At 66.1% G+C, this 15,893-nt stretch carries 15 protein-coding genes; 4 read left to right on the top strand and 11 right to left on the bottom strand.

The window, feature by feature from the left end:
• Positions 1 to 6: 6 nt before the first annotated feature.
• Together PV781_RS07000 and PV781_RS06995 are read right to left on the bottom strand one after the other, a co-directional pair.
• Positions 7 to 714 (bottom strand): cytochrome c biogenesis CcdA family protein, encoded by a 708-nt coding sequence (locus PV781_RS07000; RefSeq protein ID WP_274774915.1) that lies wholly within the window; start codon positions 712 to 714, stop codon positions 7 to 9.
• Positions 715 to 723: 9 nt separating this feature from the next.
• Positions 724 to 1,155, bottom strand: coding sequence for a thioredoxin family protein (locus tag PV781_RS06995; RefSeq protein WP_274774914.1), 432 nt, complete (start codon positions 1,153 to 1,155; stop codon positions 724 to 726).
• Positions 1,156 to 1,428: 273 nt separating this feature from the next.
• On the opposite strand from PV781_RS06995, the gene PV781_RS06990 reads away from it, so the two are divergent.
• Positions 1,429 to 1,974, top strand: a complete 546-nt coding sequence (locus PV781_RS06990) for an adenine phosphoribosyltransferase (RefSeq protein ID WP_274774913.1) — start codon at positions 1,429 to 1,431, stop codon at positions 1,972 to 1,974.
• A gap of 72 nt (positions 1,975 to 2,046) precedes the next feature.
• Here PV781_RS06990 and PV781_RS06985 read toward each other — a convergent pair whose 3' ends face one another.
• Positions 2,047 to 3,717 carry an electron transfer flavoprotein-ubiquinone oxidoreductase gene (locus tag PV781_RS06985; protein ID WP_274774912.1) on the bottom strand — a complete coding sequence of 557 codons (1,671 nt, stop codon included), beginning with the start codon at positions 3,715 to 3,717 and terminating at the stop codon, positions 2,047 to 2,049.
• Positions 3,718 to 3,879: 162 nt separating this feature from the next.
• Between PV781_RS06985 and PV781_RS06980 the strand changes: the two genes are divergently transcribed.
• Positions 3,880 to 4,761, top strand: a complete 882-nt coding sequence (locus PV781_RS06980) for a uracil-DNA glycosylase (RefSeq protein ID WP_274774911.1) — start codon at positions 3,880 to 3,882, stop codon at positions 4,759 to 4,761.
• A 6-nt stretch (positions 4,762 to 4,767) separates the two neighbouring features.
• Here the strand turns inward: PV781_RS06980 and PV781_RS06975 are convergent, their stop codons facing one another.
• The 6 genes from PV781_RS06975 to PV781_RS06950 form a co-directional block, all read right to left on the bottom strand.
• Positions 4,768 to 5,274 carry a CYTH domain-containing protein gene (locus tag PV781_RS06975; protein ID WP_274774910.1) on the bottom strand — a complete coding sequence of 169 codons (507 nt, stop codon included), beginning with the start codon at positions 5,272 to 5,274 and terminating at the stop codon, positions 4,768 to 4,770.
• Between the two features lie 141 nt (positions 5,275 to 5,415).
• Entirely contained in the window at positions 5,416 to 6,873 is a 1,458-nt protein-coding gene (gene pyk, locus PV781_RS06970; RefSeq protein WP_274774909.1) for a pyruvate kinase, read from the bottom strand.
• A gap of 134 nt (positions 6,874 to 7,007) precedes the next feature.
• Positions 7,008 to 7,886 carry a 2-hydroxy-3-oxopropionate reductase gene (locus PV781_RS06965; protein WP_274774908.1) on the bottom strand — a complete coding sequence of 293 codons (879 nt, stop codon included), beginning with the start codon at positions 7,884 to 7,886 and terminating at the stop codon, positions 7,008 to 7,010.
• 95 nt (positions 7,887 to 7,981) lie between these two features.
• Positions 7,982 to 8,755: a hydroxypyruvate isomerase gene (hyi, locus tag PV781_RS06960; RefSeq protein ID WP_274774907.1), complete on the bottom strand. Its 774-nt coding sequence runs from the start codon at positions 8,753 to 8,755 to the stop codon at positions 7,982 to 7,984.
• Positions 8,756 to 8,883: 128 nt separating this feature from the next.
• On the bottom strand, positions 8,884 to 10,659 hold the full coding sequence (gene gcl, locus PV781_RS06955) for a glyoxylate carboligase (RefSeq protein ID WP_274774906.1): 1,776 nt from the start codon (positions 10,657 to 10,659) through the stop codon (positions 8,884 to 8,886).
• Between the two features lie 149 nt (positions 10,660 to 10,808).
• Positions 10,809 to 12,275 carry a GGDEF domain-containing protein gene (locus PV781_RS06950; protein WP_274774905.1) on the bottom strand — a complete coding sequence of 489 codons (1,467 nt, stop codon included), beginning with the start codon at positions 12,273 to 12,275 and terminating at the stop codon, positions 10,809 to 10,811.
• 318 nt (positions 12,276 to 12,593) lie between these two features.
• Between PV781_RS06950 and pncB the strand changes: the two genes are divergently transcribed.
• Complete coding sequence (pncB, locus tag PV781_RS06945) at positions 12,594 to 13,886, top strand: nicotinate phosphoribosyltransferase (RefSeq protein WP_274774904.1); 1,293 nt, start codon at positions 12,594 to 12,596, stop codon at positions 13,884 to 13,886.
• A gap of 82 nt (positions 13,887 to 13,968) precedes the next feature.
• Here pncB and wrbA read toward each other — a convergent pair whose 3' ends face one another.
• The gene (gene wrbA, locus PV781_RS06940; protein ID WP_274774903.1) at positions 13,969 to 14,568 is read right to left on the bottom strand and encodes an NAD(P)H:quinone oxidoreductase; all 600 of its coding nucleotides are present in this window, start codon (positions 14,566 to 14,568) and stop codon (positions 13,969 to 13,971) included.
• A 321-nt stretch (positions 14,569 to 14,889) separates the two neighbouring features.
• On the opposite strand from wrbA, the gene PV781_RS06935 reads away from it, so the two are divergent.
• Complete coding sequence (locus tag PV781_RS06935) at positions 14,890 to 15,381, top strand: hypothetical protein (protein ID WP_274774902.1); 492 nt, start codon at positions 14,890 to 14,892, stop codon at positions 15,379 to 15,381.
• 12 nt (positions 15,382 to 15,393) lie between these two features.
• Here PV781_RS06935 and PV781_RS06930 read toward each other — a convergent pair whose 3' ends face one another.
• Positions 15,394 to 15,750, bottom strand: a complete 357-nt coding sequence (locus PV781_RS06930) for a hypothetical protein (protein ID WP_274774901.1) — start codon at positions 15,748 to 15,750, stop codon at positions 15,394 to 15,396.
• Positions 15,751 to 15,893: the final 143 nt, after the last annotated feature.

Raw genomic sequence — 15,893 nt, 5'->3', positions numbered from 1 at the left:
GGAGTCTCACACGCGGGTGGCCAAGGTGACGAACCAGTCGGGCAGGTTCTGAACAACTAAGCCTTCCAGCACCTTGTCCCAGCCGGTGAGGATGAGGATGGCGACCAACGTGAGCGCCAGGCCGAACAGGCGTCGGGAGGTGGACGAAACGCCCGCCATGCGCGACCGTCCGGCCCCTGTTAGCCGCCGCATCCCATAGCCGGCCGCCAGCAGGGAGAGCCCGGCCCCCAGCCCGAACACCGCCATGGAAAAAGCCGCTGCCGCGCGTGTGCCCTCCGCGGCAGCCAGCACGAAGGCGGCCCCCAGGGTCGGCCCGATGCAGGGCGCCCAGGCGAGGCCGAGCAGGGCGCCGGTGCAGAACTGCCCGGCCAGGCCCGGGGGAATACGGCTGGAAAGCCCGCCAGCGAGCCGCGCCGCCGGTTCTGCCAGCGCCGTGAGCCGCGCCCCGAAGGCGGGTACCAGCAGAGCCAGCCCCGCGCCCAACAGGAGCAGCGCGGCAGCAGCACGCAGCGGCCACCATTCCCCGAACTCGATTCCGGCGCTGGCGAGAGCCGTGCCGCTGATGGCAAAGCTCAGCGCCAGCCCCAGCGCCAAGGCGGCGGGGCCCAGGCGGCTCGAGGCCGCCGCGCCTGCGATGAGGACAGGCACGAGGGGAAGCACGCAGGGGTTGAGGATGGTGAGGAGTCCCGCCAGAAAGCTGAGGGCGATGAACATGGGCTGGCCTCAGGCGGCCGTGTCCAGCACCTTGACCACCGCATCCTGCGTCACGCCCCAGGACATGCGGCCGGTTTCCCGGCCGGCTTTATAGGCGATGAGGGTGGATCGGGGCACGTCGAGCTTAGCCACCACGTCCTTCTGCTGGTCGTAGGCGACCCGGAAGAACGTGGCGCCGGCATATTTGGGGTCGGTCATCAGCCGCTCCAGGATCGCCTCTTGCGCCCGGCATTGCAGGCACCAGGGCGCATAGACATGCACGAAAACCGGTCCGCCGGCCTTGGCGGCGGCCGCGAAAGCGGCGGGCGTGTAGGGCTGGAATGTCGCCGCCGCGAATGCCGGCACAGTGGCCGCCAGCGCGAGGGGCGCAGCAAGCAAGGTGAGCGCAAAGGTGCGGCGGGTGAGGGGGCTGCGGGTGAGGGCCGTGCGGGTGAGGGCCATGATCGTCTCCGGTCTTGCCGAGGAGGGGCGGCCTGATTTCGCATGCCGCATCACTTCTGTTACGCCCGAGGGCGAATCGCGGATCAGGGGCGCCTGTCAGGCGTCCCGGCCAAGCTCGTCGGGCAGGAGACACGCGCGCACGGAATCGCCGTCCAACACATTGAAAGAAGAGGCGTGCGCCGCGCATAGTGCAGTGCTCCCGCGATTCAAGGCATGCGGACCGGCGCTCGGCCCGACGGGGAGCACCTTGCGCCACGATCACGAGACCGGCCCATGAGCGATTTCCAGAGCTTCGACCTTTCCGCCGCCATCCGCACCATTCCGGACTATCCCAAGCCCGGCATCCTGTTCCGGGACATCACCACGCTGCTCGGGGATGCGCGGGCCTTCCGGCGGGCCATCGACGAACTGGTCCAGCCCTGGGCGGGAGCCAAGATCGACAAGGTCGCCGGCATCGAGGCTCGAGGCTTCATCATTGGCGGGGCGGTGGCGCATCAGCTTTCCGCCGGCTTTGTGCCGATCCGCAAGAAGGGCAAGCTGCCCCACGAAACCGTGCGCATGGCCTATGCTCTGGAATATGGCCAGGACGAGATGGAGATGCACGTGGACGCCGTGGCGCCTGGCGAGCGCGTGATCCTGGTGGACGACCTCATCGCCACCGGCGGCACGGCGGAAGGGGCGGTGAAGCTGCTGCGGTCCATCGGAGCGAAGGTGGAGGCCGCCTGTTTCATGGTGGACCTGCCCGATCTCGGCGGAGCGGACCGCTTGCGCGCCATGGGGGTTCCGGTGCGGGCCCTTTTGGCCTTTCCGGGCCACTGAGCAGGCCACCTAGAAACGAAAATGGCCGGGGAAAACCCGGCCATTCGCAAATGTCACCGATGTGGCGCAGCCTCACATATTGGGATAGTTCGGCCCGCCGCCGCCTTCCGGGGCGGTCCAGACGATGTTCTGATTGGGGTCCTTGATGTCGCACGTCTTGCAGTGCACGCAATTCTGGGCGTTGATCTGGAAGCGGGGGCCGGACGGCTCCTCCACCCATTCATAGACGCCCGCCGGGCAATAGCGGTTGGACGGCCCGGCGAACACGTCGTGCTCGGACGCCTTCTGCAGCGCCATGTCCTTCACCTTGAGATGGACCGGCTGGTCCTCCTCATGATTGGTGTTGGAGATGAACACCGAGGACAGCTTGTCGAAGGTCAGTACGCCATCGGGCTTGGGATAGGCGATGGGCTTGCATTCGGAGGCCGGCTTCAGGGACGCCGCATCGGTCTTGCCATGTCCGAGCGTGCCGAACAGCGAGAATCCCAGCGTGTTGGTCCACATGTCGACGGCGCCGAGGCCGATGCCGATGAAGGTGCCGTACTTGGACCAGAGCGGCTTCACGTTGCGCACTTTGCGCAGGTCTTCGCCGATGGCCGAATGGCGCCAGGCCCCCTCGAAGCTCGCCAATTCGTCGTGCCCGCGCCCTTCGGCGAGCGCAGTCACCAGATGCTCGGCCGCGAGCGCGCCGGAGAGCACCGCATTGTGGCTGCCCTTGATGCGCGGCACATTCACCAAGCCTGCGGCGCAGCCCACCAGCACGCCGCCGGGGAAGGACAGCTTCGGCACGCTTTGGTAGCCGCCTTCCGTGATGGCGCGGGCGCCATAAGAGATGCGTTTGGCGCCTTCGAACGTATCGGCGAAGAAGGGGTGGGTCTTGAAGCGCTGGAACTCGTCGAAAGGCGAGAGATAGGGGTTCTGGTAGTTCAGGTGGACCACGAAGCCCACCATCACCTGCTCGTCCTCCATGTGATAGAGGAAGGCGCCGCCGCCGGTCTTGTGGTCCAGCGGCCAGCCGAAGGCGTGCTGCACCAGCCCGGGGTGGTGCTTCTCCTTCTTCACCTTCCACAACTCTTTGAGGCCGATGCCGAACTTGCCCGGCTCGCGTCCGGCATCCAGGCTGTACTTGGCGATGAGCTGCTTGGTGAGGTGTCCGCGCGCACCCTCGGCGAACACCGTGTAGCGGCCGCGCAATTCCATGCCGCGGGTGAATTCGGGCTTGGGCTCGCCTTCGCGGCCGACGCCCATGTCGCCGGTGGCGATGCCAGCGACCGCGCCCTTGTCGTCATAAAGGATCTCTGAGGCGGCAAAGCCAGGATAGATCTCCACCCCCAGGGCCTCGGCCTTCTGGGCGAGCCAGCGGCACACATTGCCGAGCGAGCCAATGTAATTGCCGTGATTGTTCATCAGCGGCGGCATGAGGAAGTTGGGCAGGCGGATGCCACCACCCGCGCCCAGCAGATAGAAGCGATCGTCCACCACTTGCGTGACGAGAGGGGCGTCGCCTTCGGTGCGCCAGTCGGGGAAAAGCATGTCGAGCCCTGAGGGGTCGATCACGGCGCCCGACAGGATGTGGGCCCCCACCTCCGAGCCCTTCTCCACGACGACGACGGACACATCCTCTCCCCGCTCGCCCGCGAGCTGCTTCAGGCGGATGGCAGTGGCGAGGCCAGCGGGGCCTGCGCCCACCACCACCACGTCATAATCCATTCCCTCGCGTTCCGGCAGCTCAGCTTCGCTCATCACCGCTTCCCTAGACCCGTGTTCTTCGTCTTTTGACTTTTTCCACGCTTGGACCGGGATGACAATTCGATTGACGCACTGCGATTGAATTTGACGCTGCGCAACGCGGTCGCGGGGGCGCCCTGGATGGGCTATCCTGGCAGCCCATTTCACAGCGGCGCCATGACTGATTTTTCTCCAGAAGATCTTGCCGACCTGCTCGCCTTCCATCTGGAAGCCGGCGTGGATGTGGCCATTGGAGAGGAGCCGGTCGATCGCTTCGCCGAGAGCGCGGCAGCCGCGCAGGCCCGTGCGGCGGCCTTCGCCGCGGGCGCAGAACGGGGACCCGGCGCGGCCGCGCGGCCGTCCGCTCAGGCTGCGAGACCGGCTCCCCGCACAACAACGCCCGTTGCGGCTGGCGGGATGATGGCGGCGCAGCCGCCGGATGTGGCCGAGATGGCTGCGCGGGAGGCGGCGCGTTCCGCGGAAACCCTCGACGCGCTCAAGATGATTCTGGAAGGCTTCGACGGCTGCCCCTTGAAGCGCACGGCCACGCGCCTTGTCTTCGCCGATGGCAACCCGCAGGCCCGCATCATGTTCGTGGGCGAGGCGCCGGGCCGCGACGAGGACGTGCAGGGCCTGCCCTTCGTTGGACGCTCCGGGCGGCTCTTGGACTTGATGATGGCCGCCATCGGCCTGGACCGCACCAGCGCCTATATTGCCAATGTCATTCCCTGGCGCCCGCCGGGAAATCGCACGCCCACCCCGCAGGAAACCGCCGTCTGCCTGCCCTTCATCCGCCGGCAGATCGAGTTGGCGGATCCGGACATTCTGGTGTGCCTGGGCGGGCCCTCCGCCCAGACGCTTCTGGGCACCAAGGAAGGCATCACCAAGATGCGGGGGCAGGTGGTCCCCTACGACACGGGACGGCGGGCCATTTCGGCACTCGCCACCTTCCATCCCGCCTATCTGCTGCGCACGCCGCTGGGCAAGCGACTGGTGTGGCGCGATCTTCTGGCCATAGAAGCCTTGCTGGAGAAGGGGGCAGGCGGACAGGGGGCCTGATCAGCCCTATGTCCCTGACCCGCAACATCCCCCGCCGCGAGGTGGGGCTTCTTCCCCATTCATTGGGGCGCTCACCAATGCGGAGTTGCGATAGCGCGGGTCGTCGGTGACCTCCTCGCCCACCCAAGGAGGGAGGGGCACCTGCTCCTGCGCATGCTCCAGTTCGACCTCGGCGACCACGAGGCCCTGATTTGCCGCAGCGAACACGTCCACCGTCCAGGTCTTGCCCTGGTAATCCAGGGTGAAGCGCTCTTTTTCGATCAGCGGCTTGGCGCAATGGTCGCGCAGCATGGCCTCGGCATCAGGCCCGGGGATCTCATATTCGAACTCGGCGCGGGACATGCCCTCCGTGGAGCCCTTCACGGTGATGTAGCCAACGCGTCCTGCAAGACGAATGCGCACGGTGGCGTCCGCCGAGATGCACAAATAGCCCTGGCAATAGCGCTCCCCGCTCGCTCCTTCTCGCCAACGATCATCCCGGACCAGAAACTTGCGTTCGATCTCGATGGGCATGAGGCCTTCCCGATGGGTGCGGCGCCATAATCCCTTAAACCGCGGGGCTGTGCCACCTCCCATGGTTGCACGGTGGGCGTTCGCCCTGCCCGGCGGAGGAAAAAGGCCTTCCGTGCGGCGGGGTGCCGCAGGGGGGCACCATCAGGCGTCGTATTTGCTCGGTGGGTCGGTGTCGCCAATGGTTGTGACGCGCAGGATGTTGGTGGTGCCCTGCTGGGCGAAGGGCACGCCCGCAGTGATGGTCAGCCGGTCGCCCGGCTTGCCCATGGTTTCGCGCACGGCGATGCGCACCGCCGTGTCCACCATCTCGCCGAAGGAGTGGATGTCCCCCGGCGCGTGCACGGCATGGACGGCGTAGCAGAGCGCCAGGCGACGGGCGGTCTCAATGCGGCTGGTGATGCCGAGGATCGGCTGGGCCGGGCGCTCGCGGGCGGCGCGCAAGCCTGTGGTGCCGGAGGAGGTATAGGCCACGATCGCCTTGGCGCTCACGGCCGTGGCCGTCTGGGTGGCGGCGCGGATCACTGCATCGCCGATGCCGTCGCCGGCGGGGGCGGGCATGGCGTCGAGCACTTGCCGATAGCCGGGATCGCCTTCCACATGGCGAATGATGTCGTCCATGAAGGCCACGGCCTCCCGGGGGTATTGCCCCGCTGCGCTTTCCGCGGACAGCATCACCGCATCCGCGCCCTCATAGACGGCGGTTGCCACATCCGACACCTCAGCGCGGGTGGGGACGGGGGCGGTGATCATGCTCTCCAGCATCTGGGTGGCGACGATGACCGGCCGGCCGAAGCGCCGGGATTCGGCGATCATGCGCTTCTGGATGGCCGGCACCTCCGGCAGCGACAGCTCAACGCCGAGATCCCCGCGCGCCACCATGATGGCGTCCGACAGGCGCACCAGTTCGGTGAGGTGTTCCACCGCCGAAGGCTTTTCCATCTTGAGCATGATGGCGGCCTTGTCGCCCACCAAAGCGCGGGCCTCGTGGATGTCCTCCGGACGCTGCACGAAGGACAGCGCGATCCATTCCACGCCCTTGGAGAGGGCGAAGGCGAGGTCAGACCGGTCCTTTTCCGTCAGCGGTGAGAGCGGCAGCACCACGTCGGGAATGTTGAAGCCCTTGTTGTTGGACAGGCGCGTCCCACTGATGACTTGCGCATCCAGCCAGCCGGGGCCCTTGCCCACCACTTTCAGGCGCACCTTGCCGTCGTCGCACAGGACGGTGGCGCCGAGGGTGAGGGCCTCGATGATGTCGGGATGAGGAATGGGAACCCTGTTTTCGTCGCCCAGCGTTTCCACGTCCGCATCGAAGCGCAGGATCTTGCCGGGCGCGAAGGTGATGGAATTGTCCGTGAAGCGGCCGAGGCGAAGCTTGGGGCCCTGGAGATCGGCGATCACGCCGATGGGGCGGCCCGCCTCTGCCTCAAGGGCACGAATGCGGGCCAGCACCGCGCCATGGTCCTCTTGCGTGCCATGGCTGAAGTTCAGGCGAAACACGTCGACCCCCGCCTCGAACAGGGCCTTCAGCATCTCCGGGCTGTTGGAGGCTGGACCGACCGTCGCGACGATCTTGGTGGAGCGGGTGCGTCTCGTGACCATGGCGTCTTCCCCTGAAGTCATTCTGCCGGGCCGTTGCGGCCGGTGTTTGCAGCGTCGCGGGCGACGCCGGTGCCGGGTCCCGCCATTTGGCGCTGGCGGGACCCGGCCTCATGCATAGAGCATGAGATGCGCTGTCACGCCACGTCGTGGCCGGCCATCAGCTCCAGCGCCTTCACCAGGGCGGAATGGTCGAGCTTGGCGCCACCATGGGCGGAGACCGCGTTGAAGAGTTCCTGCGCCGTGGCCGTGTTGGGCAGCGACACACCAAGCGCCCGGGCCGACGACAAAGCCAGGTTCAGGTCCTTCTGGTGCAACTCGATCCGGAAGCCGGGATCGAAGGTGCGCTTGATCATGCGCTCGCCATGCACCTCCAGGATCCGGGAAGTGGCAAGGCCGCCCATGAGCGCCTGACGCACCTTGGCCGGGTCCGCCCCCGCCTTGGCGGCAAAGACCAGGCCCTCGGCCACCGCCTCGATGGTGAGCGCGACGATGATCTGGTTGGCCACCTTGGCGGTCTGGCCGGCGCCGACGCCACCCACCAGGGTGATGTTCTTGCCCATCTTCTCGAACAGGGGCTTCACCGCCTCGAAGCCGGCATCGCTGCCGCCCACCATGATGGTCAGCGAGGCCGCCTTGGCGCCGACTTCGCCGCCCGAGACCGGTGCGTCCAGATAGTCGGCGCCCAGCGCCGCAACCTTGGCCGCAAATTCCTTGGTGGCGACGGGAGAGATGGAGCTCATGTCCACCACGATCTTGCCGGCGGAGAGGCCCTCGGCGACCCCATCCTTGCCGAACAGCACCTTCTCCACGTCGGGCGTGTCCGGGACCATGGTGATGATGATGTCCGCCTTGCGGGCCACTTCGGCCGGCGAGCCGGCATCCACCGCGCCCTTGTCCAGGAGGTCCTGGGCGGGCTTGGAGCGGTTATGGACGAAGAGGGTGTGGCCGGCATCTATGAGATGCCCGGCCATGGGCCGGCCCATGATGCCGAGGCCGATGAAACCGACGTTCATGTGAAATCACTCCCTGAAATCTATGGGCGCGCCGCGCCCTGCGCGTCGCGGCTTTGCTTGGCGGTGGAGAACGGGGGCATTCGCCCCCGCCAGTCTCAATAGGCCTTGAGCCAGCCGAGGCCTTCGTCCGTGGTGGTCTTGGGCTTGTATTCGCAGCCCACCCAGCCGGTATAGCCGGCCTCGTCCAGCGCCTTGAGCACGAAGGGGTAGTTGATCTCGCCCGTGCCCGGCTCATGGCGGCCGGGATTATCCGCCAGCTGCACATGCTTGATACGCGGCAGCTGGGCGCGGATGGTCGTGACGAGATCTCCTTCCATGATCTGCATGTGATAGATGTCGTACTGGAAGAAGATGTCGTCCGCGCCCACCTCGTCGAACAGGGCCATGGCCTGCTTGGTGTTGGTGAGGTGGAAGCCTGGCATGTCGCGGGTGTTGATCGCCTCGGCGACAAAGGGGATGCCGGCCTTCTTCAGCTCCGCCGCGGCGAACTTCAGATTGGCCACCAAAGTCTCGTGGACCTTCTCAGGCGCCACGTCCTTGGGGGTGAGGCCGCAGAGCACGTTGAGCGTCTTGGTGCCCAGCACCTTCGCATATTCAATGGCGGTGCCGACACTGTCCTGGAACTCGCCAACGCGGTCCGGCAGCACGGCGATGCCCCGCTCGCCCTTGCCCCAGTCGCCCGCCGGCAGGTTGTGCAAGGCCTGGGTGAGGCCGAATTTGTGGAGCCGCTCGGCCACCTGCTCCGCCGGATAGGCATAGGGGAAGAGATATTCCACGCCCTTGAAGCCGGCTTGTGCGGCTTTGTCGAAACGGTCGAGAAAATCGATCTCGTTCCAGAGCATGGTCAGATTGGCTGCGAACTGGGGCATTCACCTCTCCGCTGGCTGAGCCTTTGATATTGCTTGGTTTCGGTCCGCCCCCGACGGCGCGGCCGCAAAGAGCCCTCCGGCGCGACGTGCGCCGGAGGGTCAAGTCTACCCAAAGTCCGGAGGGGAGGTCACTCCGCCGGTTCGGGCTGACGAACCTTCTCGACAGGAAGATCGAGGATGTCCTCGAACTCGGTCACCTTGTCGATCTCGACACCCATGGCGATGTTGGTCACCCGCTCCAGGATGAATTCCACCACCACCGGCACCTGGTGCTCCTGCATCAGGGCCTCGGCGCGGGCGAAGGCATCCTTGAATTCGTTGGGCGTGCGCACCCGGATGGCCTTGCAGCCGAGGCCCTCGGCCACCGCCACATGGTCGACGCCATAGGCGCCAGCCTCTTCCGAATTGATATTGTCGAAGGACAGTGACACCTCGAAGTCCATCTCGAACCCGCGCTGGGCCTGGCGGATGAGGCCGAGATAGGAATTGTTTACCACCACATGGAGATAGGGCAGCTTGTGCTGGGCGCCCACCGCCAGTTCCTCGATCAGGAACTGGAAGTCATAGTCACCCGATAGCGCCACGATCTTGGCATCGGGACGCGCCGCCCGAACGCCCAGCGCCGCCGGCAAGGTCCAGCCGAGCGGGCCCGCCTGACCGCAATTGATCCAGTGGCGGGGCTCATAGACGTGCAGGAACTGGGCGCCGGCAATCTGGGAGAGGCCGATGGTGGTGACATAGGTCACGTCGCGGCCGAAGGCCTCCACCATCTCCTCATAGACGCGCTGGGGCTTCAGCGGCACGTTATCAAAGTGAGACTTGCGCAGCATGGTGCGCTTGCGGCCAAGGCATTCCTGCGCCCAGGCAGAATAGTCCGGCAACAGGCCCTTCGCCTTCCAGTCCCGCGCCACCTCGAGGAAGAGATCGAGCGCCGCGCCGGCGTCCGAGACAACGCCGAAGTCCGGGCCGAACACGCGGCCGATCTGGGTCGGCTCGATGTCCACATGCACGAACTTGCGCCCCTTGGTGTAGACCTCCACCGAGCCCGTGTGCCGGTTTGCCCAGCGATTGCCGATGCCGAGCACGAAGTCGGACGCCAGCATGTTGGCATTGCCGTAGCGGTGCGAGGTCTGGAGCCCGCACATGCCGGCCATCAGCGGATGGTCGTCGGGAATGGTGCCCCAGCCCATAAGGGTGGGGATGACCGGCACGCCGGTCAGTTCGGCGAACTGCACGAGCTGGGCCGAGGCATCCGCATTGATGATGCCGCCACCGGCGACGATCAGCGGGCGCTCGCTGTCGAGCAGGAAGGACAGTGCCTTCTCCGCCTGGGCGCGGGTTGCCTTGGGCTTATAGACAGGAAGAGGCGCGTAGGTTTCCTCGTCGAACTCAATCTCGGCGAGCTGCACGTCCAGGGGCAGGTCGATGAGCACCGGCCCCGGACGGCCCGAGCGCATGACGTGAAAGGCCTGCTGGAACACCATCGGCACCAGGGCCGGCTCGCGCACGGTGACCGCCCACTTGGTGACCGGCTTGGCGATGGATTCGATGTCCACCGCCTGGAAATCTTCCTTGTAGAGCCGGGCGCGGGGGGCCTGGCCGGTGATGCACAGGATCGGAATGGAATCGGCCGAGGCGGAGTAGAGCCCGGTAATCATGTCCGTGCCGGCCGGCCCCGAGGTGCCGATGCACAGGCCGATATTGCCGGCCACCGCACGGGTATAGCCCTCGGCCATGTGGGAGGCGCCCTCCACGTGGCGCGCCAGGACGTGGCGGATGGAGCCGCGGGCCTTGAGGGCAGAATAGAACGGATTGATCGCTGCGCCCGGAACGCCGAAGGCGCAGGAAATGCCTTCCTTTTCCAGAACGCGGACAGCGGCGTCGACAGCACGCATGCGAGCCATGGCGTTTCCCCTTCTTTGACTTTCGTCGAGGATGCCGTGCCCGCCGCTTCGCTTCTATGGGAAGAAATGGCATCACATTGATGCCCTGGCGGCAATAATCTTGCTGCCTGTCCTCCCGGCGCTGAGTGCTCCCCAGACGTGTGGATGCCTCAGGCCACCTCCACCCGGTTCCGCCCCAAATTCTTGGCCCGGTAGAGCGCGGCATCAGCTTTCGAGATGGGCTGATCTCCCGAGGCCGCTTCCTCGGCTGGCTCGAACACATGGATGCCCGCGCTGATGGTCAGGAGGGCGAGCAGTCCAGTGGCGGCTTCGGTGCGGGTCCGGATGCGTTCGGCGATCGCCCGCGCCGTCGCCTCGTCGGCGCCCGGGAGCAACACCAGGAATTCCTCGCCCCCGAAACGGCCGATGGTGTCCGAGGCGCGGGTGCCGTCGCGCAGGATGTCCGCGATGGCCTTGAGGGCATGGTCGCCCTCCAAATGGCCGAAGCGATCATTATAGGCCTTGAAGTGATCCACATCGAACATCACGAACGCGAGCGGCGTCTTGGAGGCCTGGGCGGCGGCCAATTCCTGGTCGATACGCTGTCGCAGGGCCCGGCGGTTGAGAATGCCGGTGAGAGGATCCACGGTTGCGAGTTCGGTGAGCTTGCGGTTGACCTGCTGCAATTCCTCGCTGCGCTGGTTGAGCTGCTCGAGCAGATGCGTCTGTGGGCCGATGTCCTGGATCTGCGAGACATAGCAGCGCGGGCTGCCATCCTCATTGCGCACCAGCGTCACATCAAGCTGCGCCTGAAGGATGCTGCCATCGCTCCTCACATAGCGCTTCTCAAGGCGATATCCCTGGATCTCCCCGGCGCGAAGCCGGCGCAGATCCTCAAGGTCCGCTTCCAGATCGGCCGCGACCGTGATCGCCTGGAAGGTCAGGGCCCGCAATTGCAGTTCCGAATAGCCAAAGAGCTGGCAGGCAGCCGCGTTGACGTCCAGGAACTGGCCATCCAGGCCCACCAGGGCCATGCCGATGGGCGCATTGTCGAAGGCTGCCGTGAACAGGCGCATGGCATCCTGCCGCTCCACCTCCGCCGCCCGGCGCCGGATGTCCAGGCGGTGCCGCTCTATGGCGCGCCCGAGCATGTTGGCCAGCAGTTCGAGAAACGCCTGCTCCTCCGACGTGAACGGAATGACGCGCGGCTTGCTGCCCAGAAGACTCAAGGTGCCAATGATGGCCTCGCCGATGCGGATGGGCGCGCCCACATAGGTCTCAAAGCCGGCGTCACGATGCAGCGGATGGGACTTGAAGCGTTCTTCCTCCGACAGGTGCCAGATCAGGCGGGTCTCGCCAGTGCGCACCACTTCGGACGCGAAGGTGGAATCCAGCGGCCAGCGATCGCCAGACTGAAAGGGCACCGGCCGCACCGATTGCACGCACAAGAAGACGAACTGGTCGTCCTTGACGCTGCTGATAACACCCGCATCCATGCCGAACAGCGCGCGCGCCCGATCCAGATAGCTCTCATAGAGCACGGAGAGATCGTCTTCGCCCATGTTCAAGAGATGCTGGAGGGCGTGCAGGGCCTCTACGGAACGACGCGGCTTATGGGCCGCGGAGGCGGCTTCCATAGGGGCGACGTCGCTCTCCTGTTCAGGGCGCGACGGAGGGCACGGTTGCAAGGGATCGGGAAACATCAAGCGGCGCCTCGTCGCCAAGCTCAAGCTTAACCTTACGCAAGACTACGTATCTCTACGTAGGTCTGATCGCCAGATTTTTCAGGCGATCCAGTGTCGCATGGCGAGCCGCGGCACGCCCCCCTGCGCCGGGCTGAAAGAGGGTGGAATTCCTCCAATTGCATAAATGCGCTCGGGGACTTGGCCCGGCCTTGCCCCCCGGTGCTATAAGTCCGAAGACCAATCACAAGCGCGCTGGCCGCGGGGGGAGCCATGACGGACATAGCGACGCGCGTCTACAATCATACGTGGAAGATCGATCCCATCGTTCGCTCGGTGCTGGATACGGACTTCTACAAGCTCCTGATGGGGCAAACGATTTTCCGCCGGCACCCGGCGGTGCGCGTCACCTTCGGCATCCACAACCGCTCGACCCATGTGCGGCTCGCGGACATCATCGACATCGGCGAGTTGCGCGAGCAGTTGGACCATGTGCGCTCTTTGTCGCTCACGCGCGGAGAATCCACCTGGCTGCGCGGCAACATGTTCTACGGCAAGCGGCAGATGTTCTCGCCGGACTATGTGGCTTGGCTGGAGCGCTTCCGCTTTCCCGCTTACCACCTGGAAAAGCGGGACGGCCAGTATGAGCTGACCTTCGAGGGGCCGTGGGTCGAGACCACCATGTGGGAGATCCCGGCGCTTGCCATAATCAACGAGCTGCGCTCCCGGGCGGTGCTGCGCAGCCTCGGCAAGTTCGAGCTGCAGATCCTCTATGCCCGCGCCATGACGCGGGTGTGGGAAAAGATCGAGTTCCTGAAGTCCCTGGGGCGGGTGAACCTCGCCGATTTCGGCACCCGACGGCGGCACGGTTTCCTGTGGCAGGACTGGTGCGTCCAGGCGCTTATCGAGGGCATGGGCGATACCTTCCTCGGCACCTCCAACTGCCTCATCGCCATGCGGCGCGAGGTGGAGGCGGCGGGCACCAATGCCCACGAACTGCCCATGGTCTATGGCGCACTCGCCCGCAACGATGCGGAGCTGGCCTGGGCGCCTTACCAGGTGCTGGCGGACTGGCAGGAGGATTACGAAGGCAACCTGCGGATCATGCTGCCGGACACCTATGGCACCTCCGGCTTCCTTGCCCATGCCCCCGACTGGCTCGCCGGCTGGACTGGCATCCGCATCGACAGCAAGGAGCCCATTGCAGGCGGCGAGGAGGCCATCGCCTGGTGGCGCGCGCGCGGGCAGGATCCCACCGAGAAGCTCGCCATCTTCTCGGACGGGCTCGACATCGGCGAGATCGAACGCATCTACAAGGTCTTCAACGGCCGAATGCGGCTCGGCTTCGGCTGGGGCACGCTGCTCACCAACGACTTCCGGGGGCTGGCGCCCGGCGGGGTGCTCGATCCCATCTCCATCGTGTGCAAGGTCATCTCGGCCAACGGACACGCCGCAGTGAAGCTCTCGGACAATCCCACCAAGGCCATGGGGCCGACGGAGGAGATCGAGCGCTACAAGCGCGTCTTCAATGTGGGACCCCAGCAGGCGCGGCGCACCGTCGTTTGAGCTGATCCTCACAACAGGAAAGGGCCGGGACGCCTGTGCGCCCCGGCCCTTTTTCGTATCTCCGCCGGCGACCGGCGAGGGATCAGCCGAACAGCTTGGCGGCGGTCTTGGCGATCAGCTCGCCCTGGTGGCGGGCGCCGGCCAGCTCGATCTCGGAGGGCTGGCGGGAGCCGTCACCGGCGGCAATGGTGGTGGCGCCATAGGGCGCGCCGCCCACCACTTCCGAAACCGTCATCTGGCCCTGGTGGCTGTAGGGCAGGCCCACGATCACCATGCCGAAGTGCAGGAGGTTGGTGATGATGGAAAAGAGGGTGGTTTCCTGGCCACCATGCTGGGTGGCGGTGGACACGAACGCGCCGCCCACCTTGCCGTTCAGCGCGCCACGCGCCCACAGGCCGCCGGCCTGATCGAGGAAGGCGGCGAGCTGGGATGACATGCGGCCGAAACGCGTGCCGGTGCCGACGATGATGGCGTCATAGTGCTCGAGGTCGGCCACGGTGGCGACGGGCGCCTTCTGGTCGAGCTTGAAGTGGGCGTTCTTGGCGATCTCCTCGGGGACGGTCTCGGGGATGCGCTTGATGTCCACCTGGGCGCCGGTGCCGCGGGCGCCTTCCGCCACGGCTTCCGCCATGGTCTCAACGTGGCCGTAGGACGAATAATAGAGCACCAGGACCTTAGCCATTTTCATCTCCTCTGCAGGATGTTCAAAAGCGCCTCGGCGCTTGCACATGGATATGCCCCGAGCCCCTGTTGCGGCGCAAGGCGTGCATCATTGCAATGGAGGTGAAGTCCGTTTGGGACTTTGCAAGCAAGCTGGGCTGGCGCACACTGACGTCGCGTGCAGGGCGCCTTGGCCCCTTGCGTATGGCCAATGGGCCCGTGCGTGCCGCGTATCGCTGCCTGGATCGGTGGGGGCCGACAGGCTGGCACTTTGCATATGGATGCTTGCCTGAGCGGGGCCGCGTGGCGCGATGCCGGCGCCTGCTCGCGCCTGGAGGATGCCATGACCTACCTTTCGGTGATCACTGCGGTGCATACCTTCATCAGCCTCGTTGCCATCGTGGCGGGGGTCTTCGCGGTGGCGGACCTGTTCCGTCCGGGGGCGCGGGGCACGGCCATGCGGCTGTTTCTGTGGACGGCCTTTTTGACCAGCGCCACCGGCTTCCTGTTCCCGGGCCTGGCGCTGACGCCGGCGGTCATTGTCGGCATCGTCGCTTTGCTCGTGCTGGCGGTCGTGGCCTGGGCGGCGCGGCGCCTCCATCGGGTGGGGCCGTATCAGGCCGTGTTTGCGGCCGGCGTGGTGGCGAGCCTCTACCTGCTGGTGTTCGTGGGCATCGCCCAGGCCTTCCAGAAAGTGCCTATCCTCCACGCCTTCGCACCCACCAGCGCTGAACCGCCCTTCGCGGTGGCGCAGGGGATCAATGTGTTGCTGTTCATCATCCTCGGTGTCGCGGCCGCACGCCGCGGACGGATGCCTGGCATGCGCACGGCATGAGCGTGGGGCCGCTCAGGACGCAGGATGGCGGGCCCGACTCACCAAGGGCTGAGCCGCCACGGAGAGCAGCGAGCGGTAGCGGCGGCGGGCATCGGTGGAGGTCCCGCTATCGCTGATGGCCGCTTCCTGGAGCTCGGCGAGCGCATAAGGGCTGGGCTCGGAGGGCAGCGCCACCACTTCGGGGACGGCATCCAAAAGGTCGAGCACGTCCCGCGCGGTGAGCGCGGCCAGGGCATGCGCCATGAGGCGGCACTGGTAGGCTCGCCGCTCCGGGGTCAGTCGGTCCCACGGCTCCAGCAGCGGGTAGCGCTCGCGGGCGGCCGCGTGGGCTTCCTTGGCCATCCGTTCCAGCAGGTCAACCGATACCATCACGTCCTCTGCAACCGTGCGCTCCCGGGGAGCGAGGGGCGGGTGCACGGGCGGCGTCGGTCGGGAAATCCCTCGACGCGCTCCCGCGCACTTGCCAGCATGGCGGTAGCCTATTTCCGAAGCCTTTCCACTGCGCTCCGAGG

This window comes from Aquabacter sediminis (assembly GCF_028863665.1).
Taxonomy (GTDB): domain Bacteria; phylum Pseudomonadota; class Alphaproteobacteria; order Rhizobiales; family Xanthobacteraceae; genus L1I39.
The sequence above is the reverse complement of the archived record's forward strand: the minus strand, read 5'-3'. Positions and strand labels throughout refer to the sequence as shown.

Bases quoted from the DNA above. Each gene is read 5' to 3' on its own strand.
- PV781_RS07000 (WP_274774915.1), bottom strand. From the start codon at position 714: ATGTTCATCGCCCTCAGCTTTCTGGCGGGACTCCTCACCATCCTCAAC.
- PV781_RS06995 (WP_274774914.1), bottom strand. From the start codon at position 1,155: ATGGCCCTCACCCGCACGGCCCTCACCCGCAGCCCCCTCACCCGCCGC.
- PV781_RS06990 (WP_274774913.1), top strand. From the start codon at position 1,429: ATGAGCGATTTCCAGAGCTTCGACCTTTCCGCCGCCATCCGCACCATT.
- PV781_RS06985 (WP_274774912.1), bottom strand. From the start codon at position 3,717: ATGAGCGAAGCTGAGCTGCCGGAACGCGAGGGAATGGATTATGACGTG.
- PV781_RS06980 (WP_274774911.1), top strand. From the start codon at position 3,880: ATGACTGATTTTTCTCCAGAAGATCTTGCCGACCTGCTCGCCTTCCAT.
- PV781_RS06975 (WP_274774910.1), bottom strand. From the start codon at position 5,274: ATGCCCATCGAGATCGAACGCAAGTTTCTGGTCCGGGATGATCGTTGG.
- pyk (WP_274774909.1), bottom strand. From the start codon at position 6,873: ATGGTCACGAGACGCACCCGCTCCACCAAGATCGTCGCGACGGTCGGT.
- PV781_RS06965 (WP_274774908.1), bottom strand. From the start codon at position 7,886: ATGAACGTCGGTTTCATCGGCCTCGGCATCATGGGCCGGCCCATGGCC.
- hyi (WP_274774907.1), bottom strand. From the start codon at position 8,755: ATGCCCCAGTTCGCAGCCAATCTGACCATGCTCTGGAACGAGATCGAT.
- gcl (WP_274774906.1), bottom strand. From the start codon at position 10,659: ATGGCTCGCATGCGTGCTGTCGACGCCGCTGTCCGCGTTCTGGAAAAG.
- PV781_RS06950 (WP_274774905.1), bottom strand. From the start codon at position 12,275: ATGGAAGCCGCCTCCGCGGCCCATAAGCCGCGTCGTTCCGTAGAGGCC.
- pncB (WP_274774904.1), top strand. From the start codon at position 12,594: ATGACGGACATAGCGACGCGCGTCTACAATCATACGTGGAAGATCGAT.
- wrbA (WP_274774903.1), bottom strand. From the start codon at position 14,568: ATGGCTAAGGTCCTGGTGCTCTATTATTCGTCCTACGGCCACGTTGAG.
- PV781_RS06935 (WP_274774902.1), top strand. From the start codon at position 14,890: ATGACCTACCTTTCGGTGATCACTGCGGTGCATACCTTCATCAGCCTC.
- PV781_RS06930 (WP_274774901.1), bottom strand. From the start codon at position 15,750: ATGGTATCGGTTGACCTGCTGGAACGGATGGCCAAGGAAGCCCACGCG.